Source organism: Patescibacteria group bacterium, from assembly GCA_041664365.1.
Lineage (GTDB): Bacteria > Patescibacteriota > Patescibacteriia > UM-FILTER-42-10 > UM-FILTER-42-10 > JAHJEX01.
The window spans coordinates 234,173-255,101 of record JBAYKW010000001.1 but is presented as its reverse complement, the minus strand read 5'-3'; the positions used below and the strand labels follow the sequence as shown (position 1 = coordinate 255,101).

The following is a 20,929-nucleotide window of genomic DNA, read 5'->3' as shown; positions in this document are numbered from 1 at the left end:
GTGTCACAATATTATAACCCCATACGCTCGAAGAATCTGTTCGATCCAAATTCAAAGATTCCGTTTAATCTAAGCCGGTCTAAAATCGATTTGTTTATTGACTGCCCGCGTTGTTTCTACTTGGATCGCAAACTGGGTGTTGGTAGACCACCGGGATTTCCGTTTAACCTGAACTCTGCAGTTGATACACTGCTGAAAAAGGAATTTGATTTGCACCGTGCTAAGGGAACTCAGCATCCATTAATGAAAAGTTATGGGATCGACGCGATACCTTTTGCCCACCAGGATATTGATCACTGGCGTAATGCGTTAAGAGGAGGTGTGGCATATCTTCATGAGCCAACAAACTTCATGGTAAAAGGAGCAATAGATGATTTATGGATTAACTCAAGCGATGAGTTGATCGTTGTTGATTATAAAGCGACATCCAAAGAAGGGGAAATTTCGATTGATGCCGAATGGCAGGAAAGCTATAAACGGCAGATGGAAATATACCAATGGTTATTAAGAAAAAACGGTTTTAAAGTATCTAAGACCGGTTATTTCGTTTATTGTAACGGTAAAACTGACAGGGAGGCATTTGACCAGAAATTAGAATTTGAAATATTCCTTTTGCCATATACAGGTAATGACTCGTGGGTGGAGACAGCGATTACAGAAGCTCACCAGTGTCTATCCACAAGAGTTTTGCCTGAGGCAAATATGGATTGTGATTATTGTCGATATAGAGATGCAGCTATCAAGGTCACTCCAGTTGCAAATATTAGGCCAGTTGAAACTAAAATTGTTAAGAAAAAAGAACGAAAGCACAAAAACGGAACGTTATTTTAGTAGTTATTCAGTTTTGTATTCGACTTATAACATATCATATTGTATAATAATACCAATATTACTAATTAAAAATATTATATGCCTCATATTGACGAGCATTCAAAGCCATTTCAAAAGTTGATTTTAAGAAATATTTTTGGTAGTTTTTTGGTTATGCTGATTGTCATCAATTTTGCCGTCTATTATGCCCAATTCAATGTAATAATTAACAACGCTAGAACATCACTTGTAGAAATTGCTGAAAAGTCTGCTGAACATGTTTCATATGCTTCTCATGAGAAAATTATTTCAAATGATCAGCAGCAATCATCAGAATATAAAGAAATTATTGAATATTTCACTAATGTAATGCATGGTAATCCGCTTATTTTTGATATATACACATTAAGGCCTACAGACGATCCAAATATCATGACATTCGTAACAGCTGCAAGGGAGACTCAGGATGCAAATAATGATAATTATATTGATGATTCTGAGCTTCGACCAGATATTGGAGAATTATATGATGTATCAAATCAGGAAGATCTGAAAAATGGCTTATACGTTCCTTCTTCAGACAACGAAATTGTAGCAGATAAATGGGGCCAGTGGCTTTCAGGATATGCTCCAATTAAGAATGATAAAGGTGAACCAATCGCAGTACTTGGTGTTGACATAGCTGCATCAGATATAATCGCTCAACGTAGAAGTGTTGGAATGCCGCTATTGTATATTGATATAGTACTAATACCACTATTAATGCTTTTATCATACCTGATTGCCAAAAAAATCAGTAAACCATTTAAGACACTAGCTATCGGGATGCAAAGAGTTTCGCATGGCGAGCTTGATTACCGCCTCCCGTTATCTGGCAATAAAACTGAAATGATGTATGAAAAATTGTTTAACAATATGCTTGGCATGTATGATAATGAAATCAATCATTTAAAAAGAAAAAAGGACGGGGATTTCAGCAGCTAAATAACATCAGATGAGTGTTATTGAAGTTAATCAGTTATCTAAACATTTTAGGAAAAATAGAGCGGTTGATAATATATCCTTTTCTGTAGAGAAAGGTGAAATTTTCGGTTTTCTCGGACCGAACGGTGCGGGCAAAACAACCACCATCCGATGTATGATGGACTTTATAAGACCGACCGGTGGTAATATAAATATCCTGGGACTGAATGCGCAGAAGGATTCAGTGCAATTAAAGAAAAAAATTGGTTATCTTTCGGGTAATTTGCGCCTCTATGATAAATGGACCGGGCAGGACCACGTAGATTTTGTCAGTAGATTGAATGGCGGTACAGACATTGCGAATGAAATAATAGAAAAATTCAATTTTGATCCCTCTCAAAAAGTGAAATCACTTTCTTCCGGCAATAAGCAGAAGTTAGGAATTATTATGGCTTTCATGACCAGTCCGGAATTACTGATTATGGATGAGCCGACCAATGCACTTGATCCGTTATTACAGAATACAATGTATGATTTGATTGATGAAATCACAGAAAGAGGAACAACCGTATTTTTGTCTTCACACAACCTTTCCGAGGTTGACCGAATTTGCCATAAAGTTGGAATAATTAAAAATGGCAAAATGGTAGCAACTGAAAGCATACGCAATCTGAAAGACAAACGTCTCTACAACGTGACAGCATATTTTGCCGATGATTTTGATAAAAGCAGATTTGAATTGAAGGGCGTACATATAAAAAAGGAAATTGCCGGTGGTTTGATTTTGGGGGTAAAAGGCGATTTAAATGAATTGGTAGGGGAATTGAGCAGGTATAATCTGAAGGATCTGCATATTGAACACGCATCTTTGGAGGAAATATTTATTGAATTTTATAAATAGAATGATTACTATTTTTTTACGAACAATCAAAGATAAAAGAATAATGTTGCTTGTCTACTGTATCTCAGCTTTGGTTGTAGCATGGATGTACATTGCCTTATTCCCATCAATGAAGGGAATGTCTGAGGACTTTATGAAACTGCTAGAGGGATACCCGGAAGCATTTTTATCCATGTTTCCGATCAGCGAGGCAAGCTTTGTTAATATAGAAAATTTTCTGGCAATGGAAAATTACAGTTTTATGGTGCCAATTATGATGATATTTTTATTATCTTCAATGGCCGGTCTAAGTATTGCCGGCGAAATTGAGAAGGGAACTGCGGAGATTATTCTTGCAAGACCGGTTTCAAGAGTGCGAATATTCTTCGGCAGATATTTTGCCGGTATATTCGGACTTGTATTATTCTCTCTTTCAGCAACCATATTACTTCCGCCAATTGCTGAAATATATAATGTTGATTACGTTTTTGCAAACTATGTTTCAACATTTTTTATTACTGCTCTGTTCGGCTGGGCAACTTTCAGTTTGGCGATGCTTTTATCTGCATTGTTTTCGGAAAAAAGCAGAGTGTATATGGTACTTGGAAGTGTGTATATTTCAATGTATGTGATACAAATAATATCGGCATTGAGTGATAAATGGTCAGATACAAAGTATTTGTCATTCTTTTATTACTATGATTACGAATCCGCGATTATTAATAACTCAATAGACTGGATTAATGTTGCGGTATTTTCATTATTTGCAGTCATTACTACTATTATTGCTGCCTATTATTTCAAACACAGGGACGTTACAATCTAACTGATAATTAATACTAAATCATGCGAATCGAAACAAATAGCAACCAGACCATTCAACAAAAAGAACCGCTGAAAGAAAAAAAAGTTAAGAAACATACGAAAAAGCGAATAGTTTGGTTAGTTATATTGATAATTATAATTGCTTTACCAGTTATGGTAATTGGTGCGACGGGGATGTTTAATATTCCGTTGATTTCACATGTATTTGGCTCGAATAAACCCGCGGACTTAGGTATTAAACCTTCAGAGGTGGCTTTTGAATCAATTATGAAAACATTCCCAGTTGAATTCAAAGGTGATCCTAATAGCTTTTCAGGAATCGGCAACAAAGAATTCAATGGTAAAATTAGCGTTGATGCACAGTATACGTCGGAGGAGATTACATCCATACTTGATCATTATTTGCAGAATGCACCGCACGTCAGAGACATACAGGTTAAGTACGTTGAAGGCGGAATGGAGATATCAGCATTTGTCAAAACCTATATTAACGCGCCGATTTATGCAAAAGTTGGCGTAAATAGATTAACCAACAAATCAGTAGAGATCAATTTACAAAGCATTAGAGTCGGTATTATTCCGTTTCCAAAAAAATATTACGCTCAAATTGAAAAAGCCGCTGAAGACATCTTAAATAATCGTTTTGCGAAAATTGATAGTATTTCTATAGATCAACTTGAGTATCATGATGGTTATTCTTATCTAAAAGGAACCGCTCCGGCATCAGTGCAAATGTTGCCGGGCGAGGAAAATATTTTTTAACTTTGACTATGAAAAAAATATTTTATATCGCATGTTTCACAATATTAGGAATCATCCTCAGTTTTATTCTGCATGCAATAGTTGAATTCAGTTACATTTCTACGAAATCCGCGGAAAAAGTATTTTGGTATAATAGCTTTGGCAATAATAGCTGTGCATTACCACCATGGATACAATACGGATTATTATTGTTTGGAATATTGAGCGGTCTGTTTATGGGATTCTGGGGATGGAAAGTTGTATATATTCAAAAACGCCATTGGAAAAATAAATCCTAACTAAATATAACGATGTATATTAAACTCATCAGTGTTACGCTAAGTATATTTGCATTTATTTTTTTATTGACACCAACTATAGCAATTGGCGCGGAATTTGAAAACGTAACGGATTTTTCCGCGCAGATCGAAATTCATGACGATTCAAGTTTTAGCGTTACTGAAACTATACTTTATGATTTTGCCGATCAGCAAAGACATGGAATTTTTCGTTATATTCCAATCAGTTACAAAGCAAGAGGAGGAAATTACAACATCCGTATATCAGATATTTCAGTTACAAATGAAGCCGGGCAATCATATAATTATGAAACTTCTTACCCCGGAAAAAATATTGAATTAAAAATCGGAGATGCGGACATTCTTATTACCGGAAGACATACATATATAATCAGTTATACCATTGAAAAGGCAATCAACTATTTTGAAGACTGGGATGAGCTGTATTGGAACGCGACTGGCAATGGTTGGGAGATACCGATAGACAGTGCCAAGGTAAAAGTAATTTTCCCTAATTCTTTTTCTGAAGACAAATTGCAAATAAAGTGTTTCGCTGGTTCAGATGGAACTGATTATGAATGCGATGAATCTCCGGAAAAAACAGTAATAAACGGAACTGTTTCGGATGTGTCATTCGGCACAAATAATTTATTTGCTTATGAAGGCATGACTATTGTTGTGGGATTTCCAAAAGGATTAGTACAAGAGCCGACTGCTTCCGACAAATTTATTGAATATTTCAGGGATAACGGGATACTTTTACTGCCACTTCTTGTTTTATCACTGATGATATATTTATGGAGGGCTAAAGGCAGGGATCCCAACGGAAAAGGAACAATAATTGCTCAATATGATGCCCCAGATAATATAACCGCTGCTGAAGTAGGAACAATAATTGACGAAAAAGTTCAGTTAAAAGACATATCGTCGCAAATAATTCAGTTTGCTGTCAATGGAAATCTTAAAATTGTAAAGGGAGAGGGAAAAACTGATTATTCATTTTTACGACTTACCGAAGCGGATGTGCTAAAAACTGAATTTGAAAAAAGCCTGTTCACTGGAATATTTGGCGACAAGAATTCCGTAAAACTTTCCGAATTGAAAAACAAGTTTTATAAGGTTTACAGTGATATTACGAGCAAACTATATAAAGAAACAGTGAATAAAAATTATTTTGCAAAAAATCCGAGGAATGTAAGACTTGCTTATAATGGTTTGGGTGTAACTTTATTTTTAGTTGGTTTCTTTGTCGGATTTTTAGGCGCTTTCTACAGTTTATCATTTATTATATCAGGAATTATTGTTTTGATCTTCAGTATGTTTATGCCGTCTAAAACAATTAAAGGTGTCCAAGCAAGGGAGCATATCCTCGGGTTAAAAACTTATTTATCAGTTGCAGAAAAAGATCGAATCAAATTCCACAATGCGCCGGAAAAAAATCCTGAGCAATTTGATAAATTATTGCCGTACGCCATGGTTCTGGGCGTAGAAAAACAATGGGCAAATCAGTTTTCCGACATCTATAATAAACAACCATCCTGGTACGAAGGTCCAGCCGGTTCAAATTTTACCACGCTTTATTTAATCAGCAGTTTGAACAGTTTCCAAACCAGCACAAACTCAGCGCTTGTTTCAAGACCTTCCTCCGCTTCAGGTGGTGGTAGTGGTTTTTCCGGCGGAGGCTTTTCCGGTGGCGGATTTGGAGGCGGTGGTGGTGGTAGTTGGTAAAGTGAATACTATATGCTGAGATAGTCATATTTGTGTAAATTAGCCCTTACATGGGCATTATTAGTAAGTAGTGGGCCAAGATTGCTAAAAGGGCTTAAATATCGTAAAATATGGGCTATGAACAGGGGAATAGATCTATCAATCATCATTGTTTCATGGAACTCTGAAAAAGATATTTCAGCTTGTTTATCATCTATTGAAAAAGCTAAACAAAACCTCAATGCAGAGGTTTTTGTTGTTGATAACAGTTCTTCTGATGGCACTGTTGGTATAGTTGAAAGCAATTTCCACGGAGTTAACATGATTAAAAACAGTAACAATGCGGGCTTTGCAAAAGCAAATAATCAGGCAATTTCGATTTCAAAAGGTGAATATGTTCTTATTCTAAATCCTGACACAATTTTGAATGAAAATTCCTTAACAGATTCTATTGAGTATATGAAACAAAATAGCGAGATTGGAGTGCTCGGTTGCGCAATCCATAATCCGGACGGGTCGCAACAGTTCTCGGTGAGAAAATTTCCCACTTTGGTTTCTCAAATCTTAGTGCTGTGTAAATTACATAATTTTTTTCCCAATTTATGGCCAATAAAAAAATACTTCGCTCTTAATTTCGACTACACGAAAGATCAGGTTGTTGACCAGGTTATGGGCGCATTTATGTTAATCAGCCGATCATGTTTAAACAAGGTTGGTTTGTTAGATGAAAATTTCTGGATTTGGTTTGAAGATGTTGATTACTGCAAACGAGTAAAGAACGCTGGATTACAAGTTGTATATTCTCCAAAGATGTCCATCATTCATAATCAGAGTCAGAGCTTTGCCAGACTATTTGCAGTAAAAGAGCAGAAAATATTTAATAAGAGCCTTCTGTATTATATGAAAAAACATAATGGAAATTTAGCATATATAATTCTGCATATTTATATTCCCATCAGTATTGCATTGTCCGCATTTGTTGGGATTTTTGAAAATAAATCGAATAAATTAGCAATTAAATGAACTCAACGAGATTAATCGGAAGAACATTCGGCTATACGCTTCTCTTTATATTACTTATCGAAGTAGTCTCTTTCTTTTCCTTCTTTTATCCGATGGCAAATACGATCGTATTTTTTGCCTTGATATTACTGGCCGCCCTTCTGTCTGTCTGGCGGATTGAGTATGGAGTATATTTTATTCTCGCGGAATTGATTATCGGATCAAAAGGTTATCTATTTTTTTATAATATATCCGGAGTATCAATTTCTTTAAGGCTTGGACTGTTTTTATCAATATTTCTTGTTTGGATTATTGGTGAATTATTCCGAAGAAAATTTAAATTTGTAAATATTGGGCTTGTAAAATGGTACGGCGTTTTATTATTTTTTGTTGTTATTGGAATTTTAATCGGTTATCTTAATAATAATCCGCTTAAAGATATTTTTTATGATGTTAATGGATGGCTGTATTTTGCACTTTTACCTGTATTTATTTATGCCATATCAACATCCGGGAAAGTACAGCAGGTTCTCCAGGTTGCTGCCGCTGCAGTACTCGCTATGTTAATCAAAACAATCGGATTATTGTTTATTTTCTCTCATCAAGTAGATTCTGTTTTACCGAGCATTTACCGGTGGGTACGGACAACTGGAGTCGGGGAAATAACCAGGATGGATAATGATTTCTATCGTGTATTTTTTCAGAGTCACATTTTCGCCTTAATCAGTTTTTTCATTGTAGTTTTGGTAATTGTAAATGTCCGCAGAGAAAATTTTAAATGGAAAGACTATATACTATATATGATAATCGGGTTTCTCTCTTCACTGGTGACATTTACCAGTTATTCCAGAAGTTTCTGGCTGGGCGGAATTATAGGGATTTTGTTTTTAATGTATTCAATCCTGTTTATTGTCAAACTTTCAATGAAAAAAACATTTCAAGTTGGAATTTCACTACTTTTCGTATTTGCATTGGTTTATATTTCCGTTCTGGGAATAGTGAAATTCCCGTGGCCAAGCCCTTCTCCATTTACCGGCGGACTTATTGAAGAAAGGACAAAGGATTTCGCTGATGAAGCAGCATCAGCAAGCAGGTTTACATTGCTGGCCCCATTGAAAGATAAAATTATCGAGAACCCTATCTTAGGTTCTGGTTTCGGCACGTCGGTAACCTATGAGACATCAGATCCTAGAGCCCTTGAAGCAAATCCGGACGGACTTTATACTACATTTTCATTTGAATGGGGTTACCTAGATACCTGGATTGAAATAGGAATCTTTGGTCTGCTTACATATTTATTACTGTTAATTACATTATTTCGGTATGGTTTGAGATTATATCATCTCTACGGCAGTCAGCAGTTAGAAAAGTCACTTATTTTAGGCTTATTGACCGGAATTGTGGTTATAGCCGCTATTAATACAACGACACCATATTTAAACCATCCTTTGGGCATAGGATACTTATTATTGACGACGGCAATTTTTGTATCATTAAATAATTCTTTGACAGAAAAAAATCATACCAATCTTGCAAATGTTAAATAATACACCTGAGATATCAATTATTATTACCACCTGGAACAGCATAAAATATCTGCCCGCTCTTTTTAATTCCATCCAGATACAAACGAAAAGAAACTTTGAAATTATTGTGGTTGATAATTGCTCCAGCGATAATTCCGCTTTATGGATCAGGAATAATTATCCGGACGCAAAAATGGTAGTGAATAGTTCCAATTTAGGATTTGCCAAAGCAAATAACCAGGGGATAAAAATCGCTAAAGCACCATTTATTGTTCTCTGCAATGCAGACATTATTATGTCGAAAAGCTTTTTAGAGGATTTATATAACGGAATAATGGTAAATGACAAAATAGGATCCGTCGGTGGTAAACTGATGAAAATCAACGCTGACTTGAACAGTGTAAATGATTCTGTTACTATAGACTCTACTGGAATCGCATTCAACAGAAGTAGAAGGGCAACTGACCGCGGAGAAAATGAAAAGGACCACGGACAATATAACGGAAGTGAAGAAGTATTTGGTATTTCAGCGGCACTCGTTATGTATCGGAAATCTGCACTTGAAGATGTTGCTGAAGACGGTCAGTACCTCGATGAAAGTTTTTTTTCATACAAGGAGGATATCGATCTGGCCTGGCGTCTGCGTTTAGCGGGGTATATATCCGTCTATATTTCAGAAGCTTTGGCGTTTCACGCCAGGGGAATCGCTAGAAAAACCGATCTATCTGACAGGGGAACAATTAAGAATAGAAAGGGGAAAAACCCCAAAGCAAATTATTTGTCCTATAGAAACCATATGTTCCTTCTAGCAAAAAATGAAAGTTTGAAGAATATATTTTTAAATCCATTTCTTCTATGGTACGAATTTAAGAAGTTTATATATTTATTATTCAGAGAACCATTATCTTTGTACGCAATAATCAATTTTTATTTCAGTCTACCAAAATTAATGAATAAAAGAAGAAAAATTAAAAAACATATGAAGATAAAAAGAGAAGATATTATAAAATATTTCCGATGATTCTATCCATAATAATTTTAAATTACAAATCCGAAGGGCTTGTTCGATATTGTATAAAAAATATTTTGAAATCAAATATCGGTTTAGAATATGAAATAATTGTTGTTGATAATGCATCTCCAAACGGTGGTGTAGAAAAACTGAAAATAGAATACCCGGCAATACGATTTATTGAGCTTAAAGAAAATAATGGATTTAGTGCAGGCAACAATGCGGGTATAAAAGCAGCAAAGGGCAAATATATATCAATAATGAATCCAGATATCGTTGTATCTCCCGGTTCATTTGAAAAACTGGTTGATTTTATGGACAGAAATTCAGACGTTGGCTGTTCCGGTCCGAAATTATTAAACCCTGATGGTACAATCCAGAATTCATGCCTACGTTTTCCAACCGGTATTATGCCATTGTACAGAAGAAGCCCACTTGGAAAATCTAGTAGCGGCCAAAGATATTTGAAGCACTACCTTATGCATGATTTCGATCATAATAGTAATATTCCAGTTGACTGGCTATTTGGCGCCTGCATAATCGCTAGAAAATCCGCAATAGATGATGTTGGTTTATTGGATGAAAAATACTTTTTATATATTGGAGATACGGACTGGTGCAGAATGTTTTGGGAAAAGGGATATAAGGTTTACTATGTCGCAGAATCGAAAATGATTCATTATCATCATCGTGAATCAGCAGCTAATCCGGGCATCTCAGGTGTTTTCAATTATGTTACAAGAATCCATTTAAGAGATTTTTATCATTATACAAAAAAATTTAAAAATAAGAAATTACCAGTAAAAAATTAAAATGAAAAAAACTCCTATATCAAAAGAAAAACATTCAACAAATTTTGCGAAAACAGTTAGCAAGTCGGATAAACGCAAAAAGCTGATAAAAAAGTGCTCAATTTGTGTATTGGTATTTGTTGTAATTGTTTCAATTCCCGCAATTATCTACTATCCGCCGGCTAAATCCGCCTACAATTATGCGCTTGCCGGCAGGGAAGATTTTGTAAAAGCGCAGGGAGCAATCGGCGCGCAAGATTTCAGCGGCGCAAAAAAGGCCCTGCTTACAGCGGAAGAAAAGATGAATAAATCAAAAGATGAACTTAAAAAACTGAACTCGATTAAATTTATTCCTTTTGTAGGAAAGCAGCTTAAAGCAGTTGATAGTATTTTGACGGCAACGATACAGTTGGGAACCGGTTTGCAGGATCTTGCCGATTTAGGCGATTCAGTGTTTTCACCGCTGAAGCAGAATGGTACGGCAGTTAGTCTGTCAAAGATTTCACCGGAGCAGACCGAGGAAATCCTAAAGGCCATCTATGAGTCACCTCCATTATTGCAGGGCGTAAAAGCTGATATTGATCTCGCGGTCATAGCGATTAATAGCATTCCTGATCGGGGATTGATCGGATCGATAGATAAAATTGTCGCCCCACTTAAAGAGCAACTGCCTGCGATTCAATCAGGACTGGAAATAGCTATCCCTGCAGCAGAAGCTATTCCGCAGATTGCAGGATATCCAACCAAAAAAACATATTTATTTTTGCTTCAAAATAACACTGAGTTAAGACCGACTGGTGGTTTTATCGGTACCTATGGAATCCTGAAACTAAATAACGGGGCAATCGACAGTTTTAACACTGACAACATTTATAATTTGGATTCACCGAATCATGGTACATTAATTGCTAATCCGCCATGGCAATTAACAAAGTATCTAAGCGCGGACAAATGGTTTATGCGTGACTCCAACTGGTCTCCTGATTTTCCGACATCAGCTGAAAAAGCAGAGTGGTTTTATCATAAAGAAGGCGGGTCTGAAAATACAATCGACGGAGTTATTGCTGTAACCCCGACATTCATTGAATCCCTGATTGCCTTAACCGGAGATATAGAAGCAAATGGAGTAACATTTACAGCTGACAATTTTATCGAAACACTGCAATATCAGGTGGAACAGGGATTTTATAGACAGGGGATAACCGAATCAGAAAGAAAAGAGATTATCGGTGTATTGTCATCAAAACTATTGGACAAAGTCCTCGAACTCCCATCCGATCGATGGCCTGATATGTGGGAAACATTCCAAAAAGACATTACCGCCAAGCATATTCTTCTTTATCTAAAAGATAAAGTGGTTCAAAATTTAATTATTGAACAAGGCTGGGGCGGTAGTATTAAGCAGACTGATGGCGATTATTTCTCCGTAATTGATGCAAATATGGCAAGTCTCAAATCTGATCCGGGGGTAGTTAGAACGGTCGATTATTTAGTAGAAAAAAATGAAGCGGATGATTATATCGCAAAACTAAAAATTCATTACGACAACCAGGGTACTTTCGATTGGAAATCAACAAGGTATCGAACATATACACGGGTTTATGTTCCACTTGGAAGTGAATTATTGAGTTCAGAAGGTGTAATGGAAAATGATAAACTGAAAGGTGGTAGACCCGGTGAAGTTGAAATAACAGAAGAAAATGGTAAGACTGTTTTCGGCGGATTTATTTCTATAGAACCGCAGGAGCAGGGGGAGCTTATTTACACTTATAAACTACCAAAAGCTATATCCGAAAAAATTGAAAATAATGAATACACATTATTCGCCCAGAAGCAGGCGGGTACAGCGGCGTACATGTTGAACGTAAAATTGGATTTGGGACAGAAAATTGCATCGTATGCGCCTATTGACAAAGCAGAGCAAGATGGGCAAAATATAGTGACCTTCTCAACTGACCTTGGGCAAGATCGGGAATTTAATGTAAACTTTAAGTAATGTCAAGAAAAATTGGAATAGATCTAGGCACAGCAAATACGCTGGTATATGTACCAAAGCGCGGTATTGTAATTAACGAGCCGTCAGTTGTTGCTATTTCAATATCCGATAAACGCGTCTTGGCGGTAGGGAATGAGGCGAACGAGATGCTAGGTCGGACTCCTGACAGTATAGTTGCTTCCAGGCCGTTAAAAGACGGCGTAATTGCAGATTATAAAACAACCGAGAGTATGCTGAGATACTTTGTAAACAAGGCTCTTGGTGGTGTTAGAATGTTTAGACCAGAAGTCATGATCGCTGTCCCTGCCGGTATCACTTCAACTGAACGCAGAGCAGTTATTGATGCCACACTGCAGGCAGGCGCAAAAGCAGCGTACATTATTAAAGAGCCGATTGCCGCTGCAATCGGATCAAATATTCCGATTGGATCAGCATCCGGACATATGATAATTGATATCGGTGGCGGTACGTCGGAAGTTGCCGTAATATCCTTAGGCGGAATGGTAACTAACACATCGGCCAGGATCGGTGGAAATCGTTTTGACTATGCTATCCAGGAATATATTCGTAAAAAATATAACCTGGCGATCGGAGAAAAAACCGCAGAACTGTTAAAAATTAATATTGGATCAGCACTTCCGCTTTCAGACAAGCTAACCAGTGACATCCGGGGAAGGGATATGGTTACCGGACTGCCAAGAACCATAACAGCAACAAGTGACGATGTGACGGAAGCTATTCAGGATGAATTGCGCGGAATTGTTTTAGCTGTAAAAGATGTTCTTCAGGATACTCCACCGGAGCTTGCTGCTGATATTATTGATCGGGGAATTGTAATTAGCGGAGGAGGAGGGCTACTTAGAAATATTGATAAATTGCTGACACGAACAACCGGCGTACCTTCTTATATTGCTGATGAACCGTTATTGTCTGTTGTCAGAGGAACCGGAATCGCGCTGGAAAATCTGGAATCTTACAAAAGAAGTATATTAGAGACAAAATAAATTCAATCAGAATCCTATGGTGATAGGCATTGACGCTTCTCGTGCAAACGAAATTAGAAAGACAGGGACTGAGTGGTATGCATATTATTTGATTCAAGAATTCAAAAAAATTGCTGATCCTAATGATCAGTATATTTTGTATTCAAAGGAGCCTCTCAGGGGTGAGCTTGCGGAATTACCGGCAAATTTCGTTAGCAAAGTGCTTGGTTGGAAGCCAAATTTATTATGGACGCAATTACGACTTTCCTGGGAAATGTTCTTTCGGAAACCCGATGTATTATTCGTACCTGCCCATACCATCCCTTTTATCCATCCAAAAAACACAATAACTACTCTTCATGATGTTGGTTTTGAGAGGTTTCATGAACTTTACTCGAAAAGTTCAATCGGACATAAAATTCCGTTTTCAAGATGGTTAATTAATATATTTATAAAGGCATTCACTCTCGGCAAATACGGAAGTAACGAGTATGATTACCACCGTTTTTCAGCAAGGTTTGCATTAAAACACGCAAAAAGGATACTAACAATTTCAAATTTTTCAAAAAGTGAGATTATTGAATTATTCGGCAAGAAATTTGAGCAAAAACTGCGAGTTATACTGAATGGCTTTGACGATTCAAGGATGAACAAGGTTTGTTCAGATTATGACATTGATCAGACGATGAAGAAGTATCGAGTTCATGAATCGTACCTACTTTTTACCGGAAGATTGGAAGAGAAGAAAAATATATCCGGCCTGATTGAAGCTTTTTATATTTTAAAAAACAGATACAAATATGAAGGCCAGCTAGTTCTGATCGGAAAAGAAGGGTACCGATTTGAAAATGCAAAAATTAAAATAATTGAATATGGATTACAGAATTCCGTTATTCAGACCGGATGGATTACAGAACAAGAGAGAATAATCCTGCTTAAATCTGCTGACCTGTTTGTTTTCCCGAGTTTTTATGAAGGTTTTGGCATCCCACCACTCGAAGCAATGTCTGTCGGTGTCCCTGTTGTAGCATCTAATACTTCAGCAATCCCTGAAGTAGTGGGTGATGCCGCATTACTTGTTGATCCGCATAACCCGGAAATAATTGCAGAATCAATTGATTCCGTATTAAATGATGGTGTTATACGAGATAATTTAATCAAAAAAGGATATGTGAGAGCAAAACAGTTCAGTTGGGAGAAAACGGCGCTTGAAACATTAAAGGAGATTGTAAGAATTAGTCATTAGTTGACAAATTACTGCTTGAATGGTGTTCTAAATTGTGTTATACTACACTTATCCTCAATTATGAGGCTATTTTAAAATCATTCATAAGGTAATTCTCATAAATGAGTAAAGTTGATTATATTGGAAATAAGGCAGTTGTTGAGTATTTAAACAGAGCTATTGATTCACAGAATTTTTCACATGCCTACCTATTTGTCGGTCCCGAAAAAATAGGAAAATCTACATTAGCATACCAATTTGCAAAATCGGCACTTTGCTTGAATCCATCAATTAAATCAGCTATTGGTCCGTGTAATGATTGTAATTCATGCATTCAGTTCGATAAACATGTTCATGCCGACTTTCATGTATTAGAAAAGAGTGATGATAAAATAACTATTCCAGTTGAAGCACTTCGAATATTTCAAAGACAATTTAATAAAACCACTTTTGTAAGCAATCGAAAGGTAGGGATCATTAACACGGCAGATGCACTGAATATTGAAGGATCAAACGCACTTTTGAAAACATTGGAAGAGCCACCGGGGGATTCCATAATAATACTTATTTCCAGCAGTACAGAATCACTTCCCTTAACAGTAATTTCCCGCTGTCAGATTATTCCGTTTTCTTTGGTGCAAAAATCAGAAATAAAAGAAATGCTGTTACGAAATAAATGCGCAAATACCGATGCGTCAATTATTTCATCCTTATCGATGGGAAAACCCGGGGTTGCTGTCGAGTTATTTGAAAATCCATCTCTACTGGATGATTATACTAATGACATTAGCAATGTGATAAATATTTACTCTAAAAATATTCCGGATGCGTTTAATTATGTCCAGCAGTATCTTTCATCAAAAAAGTACCAGGAACGCTTAGACAATGCCAGGCAGCTATTACATCATATCAATATTGTTTTGCATGATTGCGTATTAATTAAAAATAATTTTGAAAAATACATCGTTAATACGCAGGAAGTATCTTCTCTTAGAAAACTGGCATCAAATTTCCGTAACTCCGAGCTGGTTAAACACCAAAAAATGATCAATCTGATTATGACAAAATTTAATAACGGGATTAACCCGCAATTAGCATTAGAAAATTATTTTTTAACAATGAAATTCAATGCGTAAATCGCTTTTATATATTTTTATACTATTAGTTTCATTTACTACAATCGGCGCGGGATGTATAAAAATTTCATCTCAAAAATCTTTTGACGGAGGAATTTTTAGATCTGATGATAGTGCTGAAACATGGCTTCAAAAAACTTTTGTCAGCCAAGATGCTAAGAAAACAGTTACAATCAGCAATGTTAATGTGAAAACAATGATGTTTCATCCAAAAGATAAGAATACGATATATATTGGTACTGAAAGTAACGGGATTTGGAGATCAAAAGATAAAGGGGAAAGCTGGCAGGTATTCGGAGTTTCTACAGGAAACTATTCTACAATCAGTATTGATCCATTAACACCTGAAATAGTATATACTGCGACAGCTTCAAGTATAATTAAGACCAGTGATGATGGACTCAATTGGGAAACAATATATCTTGAACCGAGAGGTCAAGCCATCGCGTCCGTTAATGTAGACTATTATGAACCGTCGCGCCTAATTGCATCGACACTGGATGGTCAGATTATTGAAAGCATCGATTATGGAGAAACATGGACAACTCTGAATTCAGAATCACCATTAAATGTCATTGTTAATAGATTGTACATCAATCCAATTGATACAAGGATCGTATATGCTGTTTCTGTAAATCAAGGAATCTACAAATCTGTTGATAAGGGCAGCAATTGGACATTAGTAACCGCTGAAGGCTTATTGGCGTATCCCGGTTCAACTGTCATTAATTGGTTTACTTTCACTGAAAAAGACCCCAATACATTATACATTGCGACTAATTACGGAATACTAAAAAGTCCTGACGGCGGAGTTACATGGCAGCCGATTACAACACTTTTTCCATTTGGGTCAGTGCCAATTAGCACAGTTGATGTTAATCCCGAAAACTTGAGTGAAATTTATTTTACTATTGGAAAGGTTATTCACAAAACAACTGACAACAGTTCAACCTGGAAAACTATTGAAACATTTCCATCAGGTAGAACAATTACACATATATTAGTTGATCCGGAAAACCCCGGAACAATCTATACGGGCACATACGCGCCGAGGAAATAATAATCATTAATACTATTATAATGGATCAAATCAGTGAATTTAAAATTAATTCCGAAAAAGCAGTAGATCATCTAAGGTTAGAATTATCTAAAATAAGATCGGGACGGGCAACGCCAAATCTCGTAGAAAACATTCAGGTTGAATGCTATGGAAATAAATCACCACTCGTACAGCTCGCAACAATTACTGCGCCCGACCAGGGGTCGCTTCTTATTCAGCCGTGGGATAAATCAGTAATGAAGGAAATTGAGAAGGCAATCTACGCATCAGAAATCGGATTATCACCGGTAAATGAGGGCCCGCATATTAGGGTCAGTATCCCCACGTTAACAGAGGAAAAGAGGCTTGAACTCGTGAAACTAATTAATGTAAAAGTTGAAGACGCGCGAATTGCTATACGTGCATCAAGAGAGGCTTCCATAAAAATTCTGCGTGCGCAGGAAAAGGAAAAAACAATATCCGAGGACGAGTTATTCGCAACTCAAAAGGGATTGCAACAGGAAACAGATTCTTTTATTGAAAGAATAAAAGAAATCTCAGAAAAAAAAGAAAAAGAAATAATGACCGTATAATTTATGATAATTACAATTCTTATTTTAGTTGTAGTACTGGGTTTGATAATTTTTGTCCATGAAGCCGGACATTATTTTGCGGCAAAGAAGCTTGGTGCTGCCGTAGAAGAATTCGGATTTGGTTTTCCACCCAGAATATTTGGTATCAAAAAAAAAGGGACAATCTATTCCATCAACTGGATACCCTTCGGAGGATTCGTAAAAATTAAAGGAGAAGGAGGGGATTTCAAAAATGATGCGGACAGTTTCTCAAATTTAAAAATTTGGAAAAGAGCAGTAATTCTTTCCAGTGGTGTATTTATGAATTTTGTTTTAGCCTTCATTTTGCTTAGCGTCGGATTTTTTATTGGTCTGCCTTCAGTTGTAACGGATAATCTTCCAAAAGATAGAATGAGTGACGAGAAAATCCAGGTATTGTCTATTTTGGATGGTTCACCTGCTTTTGAAGCAGGACTTGAGGTTGGGGACAATATTATTACTATCGACGGAAAAACGTTCGAAAATGTTGATGATCTGATAGAATATACATCACCAAAACTGAATGATACGGTAAAAATTGAATATATTCGGGGGAGTGAGTCTAAAACATCAGATATTGTGTTAAAAGATCTGGACGATTCAGGATTAGGTAAAATGGGCGCCGGTTTAGTGGAAACGGCGATTGTGTCATATCCCTGGTATGAGGCAATCTATGAGGGCATTAAAGCTACGTTTTCTGTAACCTGGCAAATCATTGTTGCCTTTTATGAATTGCTGAAGAATCTGATCGTGAAACAAACCGTCCCCGCAGATATTTCGGGACCGATTGGGATAGCAGTTATGACGTCTAAAGTTGCAAAAATGGGATTCATTTATCTTCTGCAATTTACCGCGCTGCTTTCAGTCAATCTGATGATCCTCAACTTTTTGCCATTTCCGGCGCTGGACGGAGGCAGAGTATTCTTTCTTCTAATTGAAAAAATCCGGCGTAAACCGATCTCACAAAAGGTTGAATCGATGATCCATACTATAGGATTCTTCATATTAATCGGATTAGTGCTACTCGTAAGTATCAGGGATGTTTCCAGGTTTAAAGAAAACATTTTCGGATTCATGAGAAATTTAACAGGATAAAACTATGAAACAGTCGATATTGTTTCCAAAAACAATTAAAAATGCCCCAAAGGAAGAGATAAGCACCAACGCGCAACTGTTGGTGCGCGCCGGATTTATCAACAAACTGACAGCGGGTGTATACACATACCTTCCTTTAGGTTTAAGAGTCCTGAAAAAAATTGAGAAAGTGATCCGCGAGGAAATAAACAATATTGGAGGCCAGGAAATCTATATGCCGGCACTACACCCGTATGAGAATTATGTAACAACCGGTCGTGAAAATATTGATATTTTATTTCATCTGGAATCCGCTACTGGAAAGAAATATGTACTGGGTATGAGTCATGAAGAAATTGTTGTTCCCTTGGTTAAGCAATACATAAATTCATATAAAGATCTTCCGCTCTATCTTTATCAGATTCAAACCAAATTCAGAAATGAGCTTCGAGCAAAGTCCGGCATTTTGCGCGGAAGAGAGTTTATGATGAAAGATTTGTATTCTTTCCATCGGGATGAAAAAGATTTTATGGAATATTACGAGAAATCAAAGATTGCTTATAGAAATATTTTTACGAGGCTTGGTATCGGAGAACATACCTATATTACCTTTGCCTCCGGCGGAACTTTTTCAAAATATTCCCACGAGTTCCAGACTGTCACACCTTCGGGGGAGGATTTAATTTACTTATGTGAAAAATGCAAAATTGCGGTAAACAGGGAAATTTTAGCTGAACAGAAAACTTGTCCAAATTGCAACAACAAAGACCTTGTTGAAAAAAAATCAATTGAAGTTGGAAATATTTTTCCTTTAAAAACAAAATTCTCAAAAGCTTTTAACTTAATGTATACAGATGAGAAGGGGATTAGAAAAGAGATTATAATGGGCTGCTATGGTATCGGCCTCGGGAGAGCGCTAGGAACGGTTGTGGAGATCAATAATGACTCAAATGGTATAATTTGGCCGAAGGAAATCGCCCCCTTTGACGTTCATCTTGTCAGTCTGAATAATAACGCTGAAGGGGACCATATTTACACTTCTTTACAGAAAAATGGACTTGAAGTATTATATGATGACCGTAAAGAAACAGCGGGTTCTAAGCTTAAAGACGCTGATTTAATTGGTATTCCTGCGCGGATGATTGTGGGTCAAAAAACAGGAAATCAAGTAGAGATTAAGTTAAGAAAAGGCGGAGAAACAGTTATCTGCGAATTAAAAAAAGCGATAGATATAATAAAACAAGGTAATGTTTAATTCATTTTTTGGCAGGTTTTCACAGGATATCGGGATTGACCTCGGCACGGCCAATACTTTAGTTTATGTTAAAGATAAAGGAATTGTAATTAATGAGCCGTCTATAGTTGCCATTAACATCCGTACAGATCAAATTTTAGCGGTCGGTAATGAGGCAAAAAATATGATCGGTAAAACACCTGCGCACATTGTCGCGACCAGGCCACTGGCCGACGGTGTAATCTCCGATTTCGAAGTAACTGAAAAAATGCTGAAGCACTTTATTGAAAAAGTACACAGAGAATCATTCTCAATTTTACCAAGACCTCGCGTTGTGATTGGAATTCCAATGAGCGTTACTGAAGTGGAAAGAAAGGCAGTTGAAGACGCAGCGCTTAATGCCGGGGCTCGCCAGGTTTTTCTGATTGAAGAGCCAATGGCCGCCGCAGTAGGAGCAAGACTGCCGATTCAAACATCCACCGGAAATTTTATTGTCGATATTGGCGGTGGTACTACAGAAATAGCCGTTATCTCATTAGGAGGAATAGTCTCCTGGAAATCATTGAGAGTTGCCGGAAACGAGCTTGATAGTAATATAATTCAGTACGCAAGAGACAAGTTTAACTTACTGCTTGGTGACAGAACGGCAGAACAGATTAAAATTGAAATTGGTTCAGCATATCCTGATAAAGAAATAAAGGAAGCTAAGATGCGCGGAAGGGATTTAATTACCGGATTACCGAAGGAAGTAATAGTTAACTCAGCACAAATACAGGAAGCGCTGGCCAGAACTGTCCGTCTATTCGTGGAAAACATCAAATCAACTATTGAGCTGACTCCTCCGGAATTAGTAGCGGACATTTATGAAAGAGGAATTGTGCTTTCCGGCGGCGGGGCATTGTTAAGAGGTCTCGATAAAGCAATACAAGAAGAAGTCAAAATTCCTGTGCATATTATTGACGATCCTTTAACGGCAGTTGTCCGTGGCACCGGCCTTATACTTGAAGATATAGATTCTGTTAAAGACTTGTTTGTTCTTTCTACACAGGCAGATACTTATCTAAAGTAAAACTTT

The 20,929-nt window shown here is 36.9% G+C and carries 20 protein-coding genes; all 20 read left to right on the top strand.

The window, feature by feature from the left end:
* Nucleotides 1–831, top strand: a complete 831-nt coding sequence (locus WCW66_01385) for a PD-(D/E)XK nuclease family protein (GenBank protein MFA6391393.1) — start codon at nucleotides 1–3, stop codon at nucleotides 829–831.
* 78 nt (nucleotides 832–909) lie between these two features.
* The gene (locus WCW66_01380; GenBank protein ID MFA6391392.1) at nucleotides 910–1,794 is read left to right on the top strand and encodes a hypothetical protein; all 885 of its coding nucleotides are present in this window, start codon (nucleotides 910–912) and stop codon (nucleotides 1,792–1,794) included.
* 10 nt (nucleotides 1,795–1,804) lie between these two features.
* Entirely contained in the window at nucleotides 1,805–2,674 is an 870-nt protein-coding gene (locus WCW66_01375; protein ID MFA6391391.1) for an ABC transporter ATP-binding protein, read from the top strand.
* Between the two features lies 1 nt (nucleotide 2,675).
* Nucleotides 2,676–3,479, top strand: coding sequence for an ABC transporter permease subunit (locus WCW66_01370; GenBank protein MFA6391390.1), 804 nt, complete (start codon nucleotides 2,676–2,678; stop codon nucleotides 3,477–3,479).
* Nucleotides 3,480–3,499: 20 nt separating this feature from the next.
* On the top strand, nucleotides 3,500–4,240 hold the full coding sequence (locus WCW66_01365) for a hypothetical protein (protein ID MFA6391389.1): 741 nt from the start codon (nucleotides 3,500–3,502) through the stop codon (nucleotides 4,238–4,240).
* An 8-nt stretch (nucleotides 4,241–4,248) separates the two neighbouring features.
* On the top strand, nucleotides 4,249–4,518 hold the full coding sequence (locus tag WCW66_01360) for a hypothetical protein (protein ID MFA6391388.1): 270 nt from the start codon (nucleotides 4,249–4,251) through the stop codon (nucleotides 4,516–4,518).
* 12 nt (nucleotides 4,519–4,530) lie between these two features.
* The gene (locus WCW66_01355) at nucleotides 4,531–6,246 is read left to right on the top strand and encodes a DUF2207 domain-containing protein (GenBank protein MFA6391387.1); all 1,716 of its coding nucleotides are present in this window, start codon (nucleotides 4,531–4,533) and stop codon (nucleotides 6,244–6,246) included.
* Between the two features lie 117 nt (nucleotides 6,247–6,363).
* Nucleotides 6,364–7,248, top strand: coding sequence for a glycosyltransferase family 2 protein (locus tag WCW66_01350; protein ID MFA6391386.1), 885 nt, complete (start codon nucleotides 6,364–6,366; stop codon nucleotides 7,246–7,248).
* Nucleotides 7,245–8,774: a hypothetical protein gene (locus tag WCW66_01345; GenBank protein ID MFA6391385.1), complete on the top strand. Its 1,530-nt coding sequence runs from the start codon at nucleotides 7,245–7,247 to the stop codon at nucleotides 8,772–8,774. The genes WCW66_01350 and WCW66_01345 overlap by 4 nt, the downstream gene beginning before the upstream one ends.
* On the top strand, nucleotides 8,764–9,774 hold the full coding sequence (locus WCW66_01340) for a glycosyltransferase family 2 protein (protein MFA6391384.1): 1,011 nt from the start codon (nucleotides 8,764–8,766) through the stop codon (nucleotides 9,772–9,774). The genes WCW66_01345 and WCW66_01340 overlap by 11 nt, the downstream gene beginning before the upstream one ends.
* A complete protein-coding gene (locus tag WCW66_01335; GenBank protein ID MFA6391383.1) occupies nucleotides 9,771–10,577 on the top strand; it encodes a glycosyltransferase family 2 protein in 807 nt (268 codons plus the stop codon). Before WCW66_01340 ends, WCW66_01335 begins: the two co-directional genes overlap by 4 nt.
* A gap of 1 nt (nucleotide 10,578) precedes the next feature.
* On the top strand, nucleotides 10,579–12,552 hold the full coding sequence (locus WCW66_01330) for a DUF4012 domain-containing protein (protein ID MFA6391382.1): 1,974 nt from the start codon (nucleotides 10,579–10,581) through the stop codon (nucleotides 12,550–12,552).
* Entirely contained in the window at nucleotides 12,552–13,556 is a 1,005-nt protein-coding gene (locus WCW66_01325) for a rod shape-determining protein (protein MFA6391381.1), read from the top strand. Before WCW66_01330 ends, WCW66_01325 begins: the two co-directional genes overlap by 1 nt.
* A 16-nt stretch (nucleotides 13,557–13,572) precedes the next feature.
* Nucleotides 13,573–14,781 carry a glycosyltransferase family 1 protein gene (locus WCW66_01320; protein ID MFA6391380.1) on the top strand — a complete coding sequence of 403 codons (1,209 nt, stop codon included), beginning with the start codon at nucleotides 13,573–13,575 and terminating at the stop codon, nucleotides 14,779–14,781.
* A gap of 101 nt (nucleotides 14,782–14,882) precedes the next feature.
* Entirely contained in the window at nucleotides 14,883–15,896 is a 1,014-nt protein-coding gene (locus WCW66_01315; GenBank protein MFA6391379.1) for a DNA polymerase III subunit delta' C-terminal domain-containing protein, read from the top strand.
* Nucleotides 15,889–16,956, top strand: a complete 1,068-nt coding sequence (locus WCW66_01310) for a hypothetical protein (protein ID MFA6391378.1) — start codon at nucleotides 15,889–15,891, stop codon at nucleotides 16,954–16,956. The genes WCW66_01315 and WCW66_01310 overlap by 8 nt, the downstream gene beginning before the upstream one ends.
* Nucleotides 16,957–16,976: 20 nt before the next feature.
* A complete protein-coding gene (gene frr, locus WCW66_01305) occupies nucleotides 16,977–17,528 on the top strand; it encodes a ribosome recycling factor (protein MFA6391377.1) in 552 nt (183 codons plus the stop codon).
* 3 nt (nucleotides 17,529–17,531) lie between these two features.
* A complete protein-coding gene (gene rseP / locus WCW66_01300; protein ID MFA6391376.1) occupies nucleotides 17,532–18,641 on the top strand; it encodes an RIP metalloprotease RseP in 1,110 nt (369 codons plus the stop codon).
* A 4-nt stretch (nucleotides 18,642–18,645) separates the two neighbouring features.
* Nucleotides 18,646–19,875 (top strand): aminoacyl--tRNA ligase-related protein, encoded by a 1,230-nt coding sequence (locus WCW66_01295; protein MFA6391375.1) that lies wholly within the window; start codon nucleotides 18,646–18,648, stop codon nucleotides 19,873–19,875.
* Nucleotides 19,868–20,923, top strand: a complete 1,056-nt coding sequence (locus tag WCW66_01290) for a rod shape-determining protein (GenBank protein ID MFA6391374.1) — start codon at nucleotides 19,868–19,870, stop codon at nucleotides 20,921–20,923. Before WCW66_01295 ends, WCW66_01290 begins: the two co-directional genes overlap by 8 nt.
* Nucleotides 20,924–20,929 lie beyond the last annotated feature (6 nt).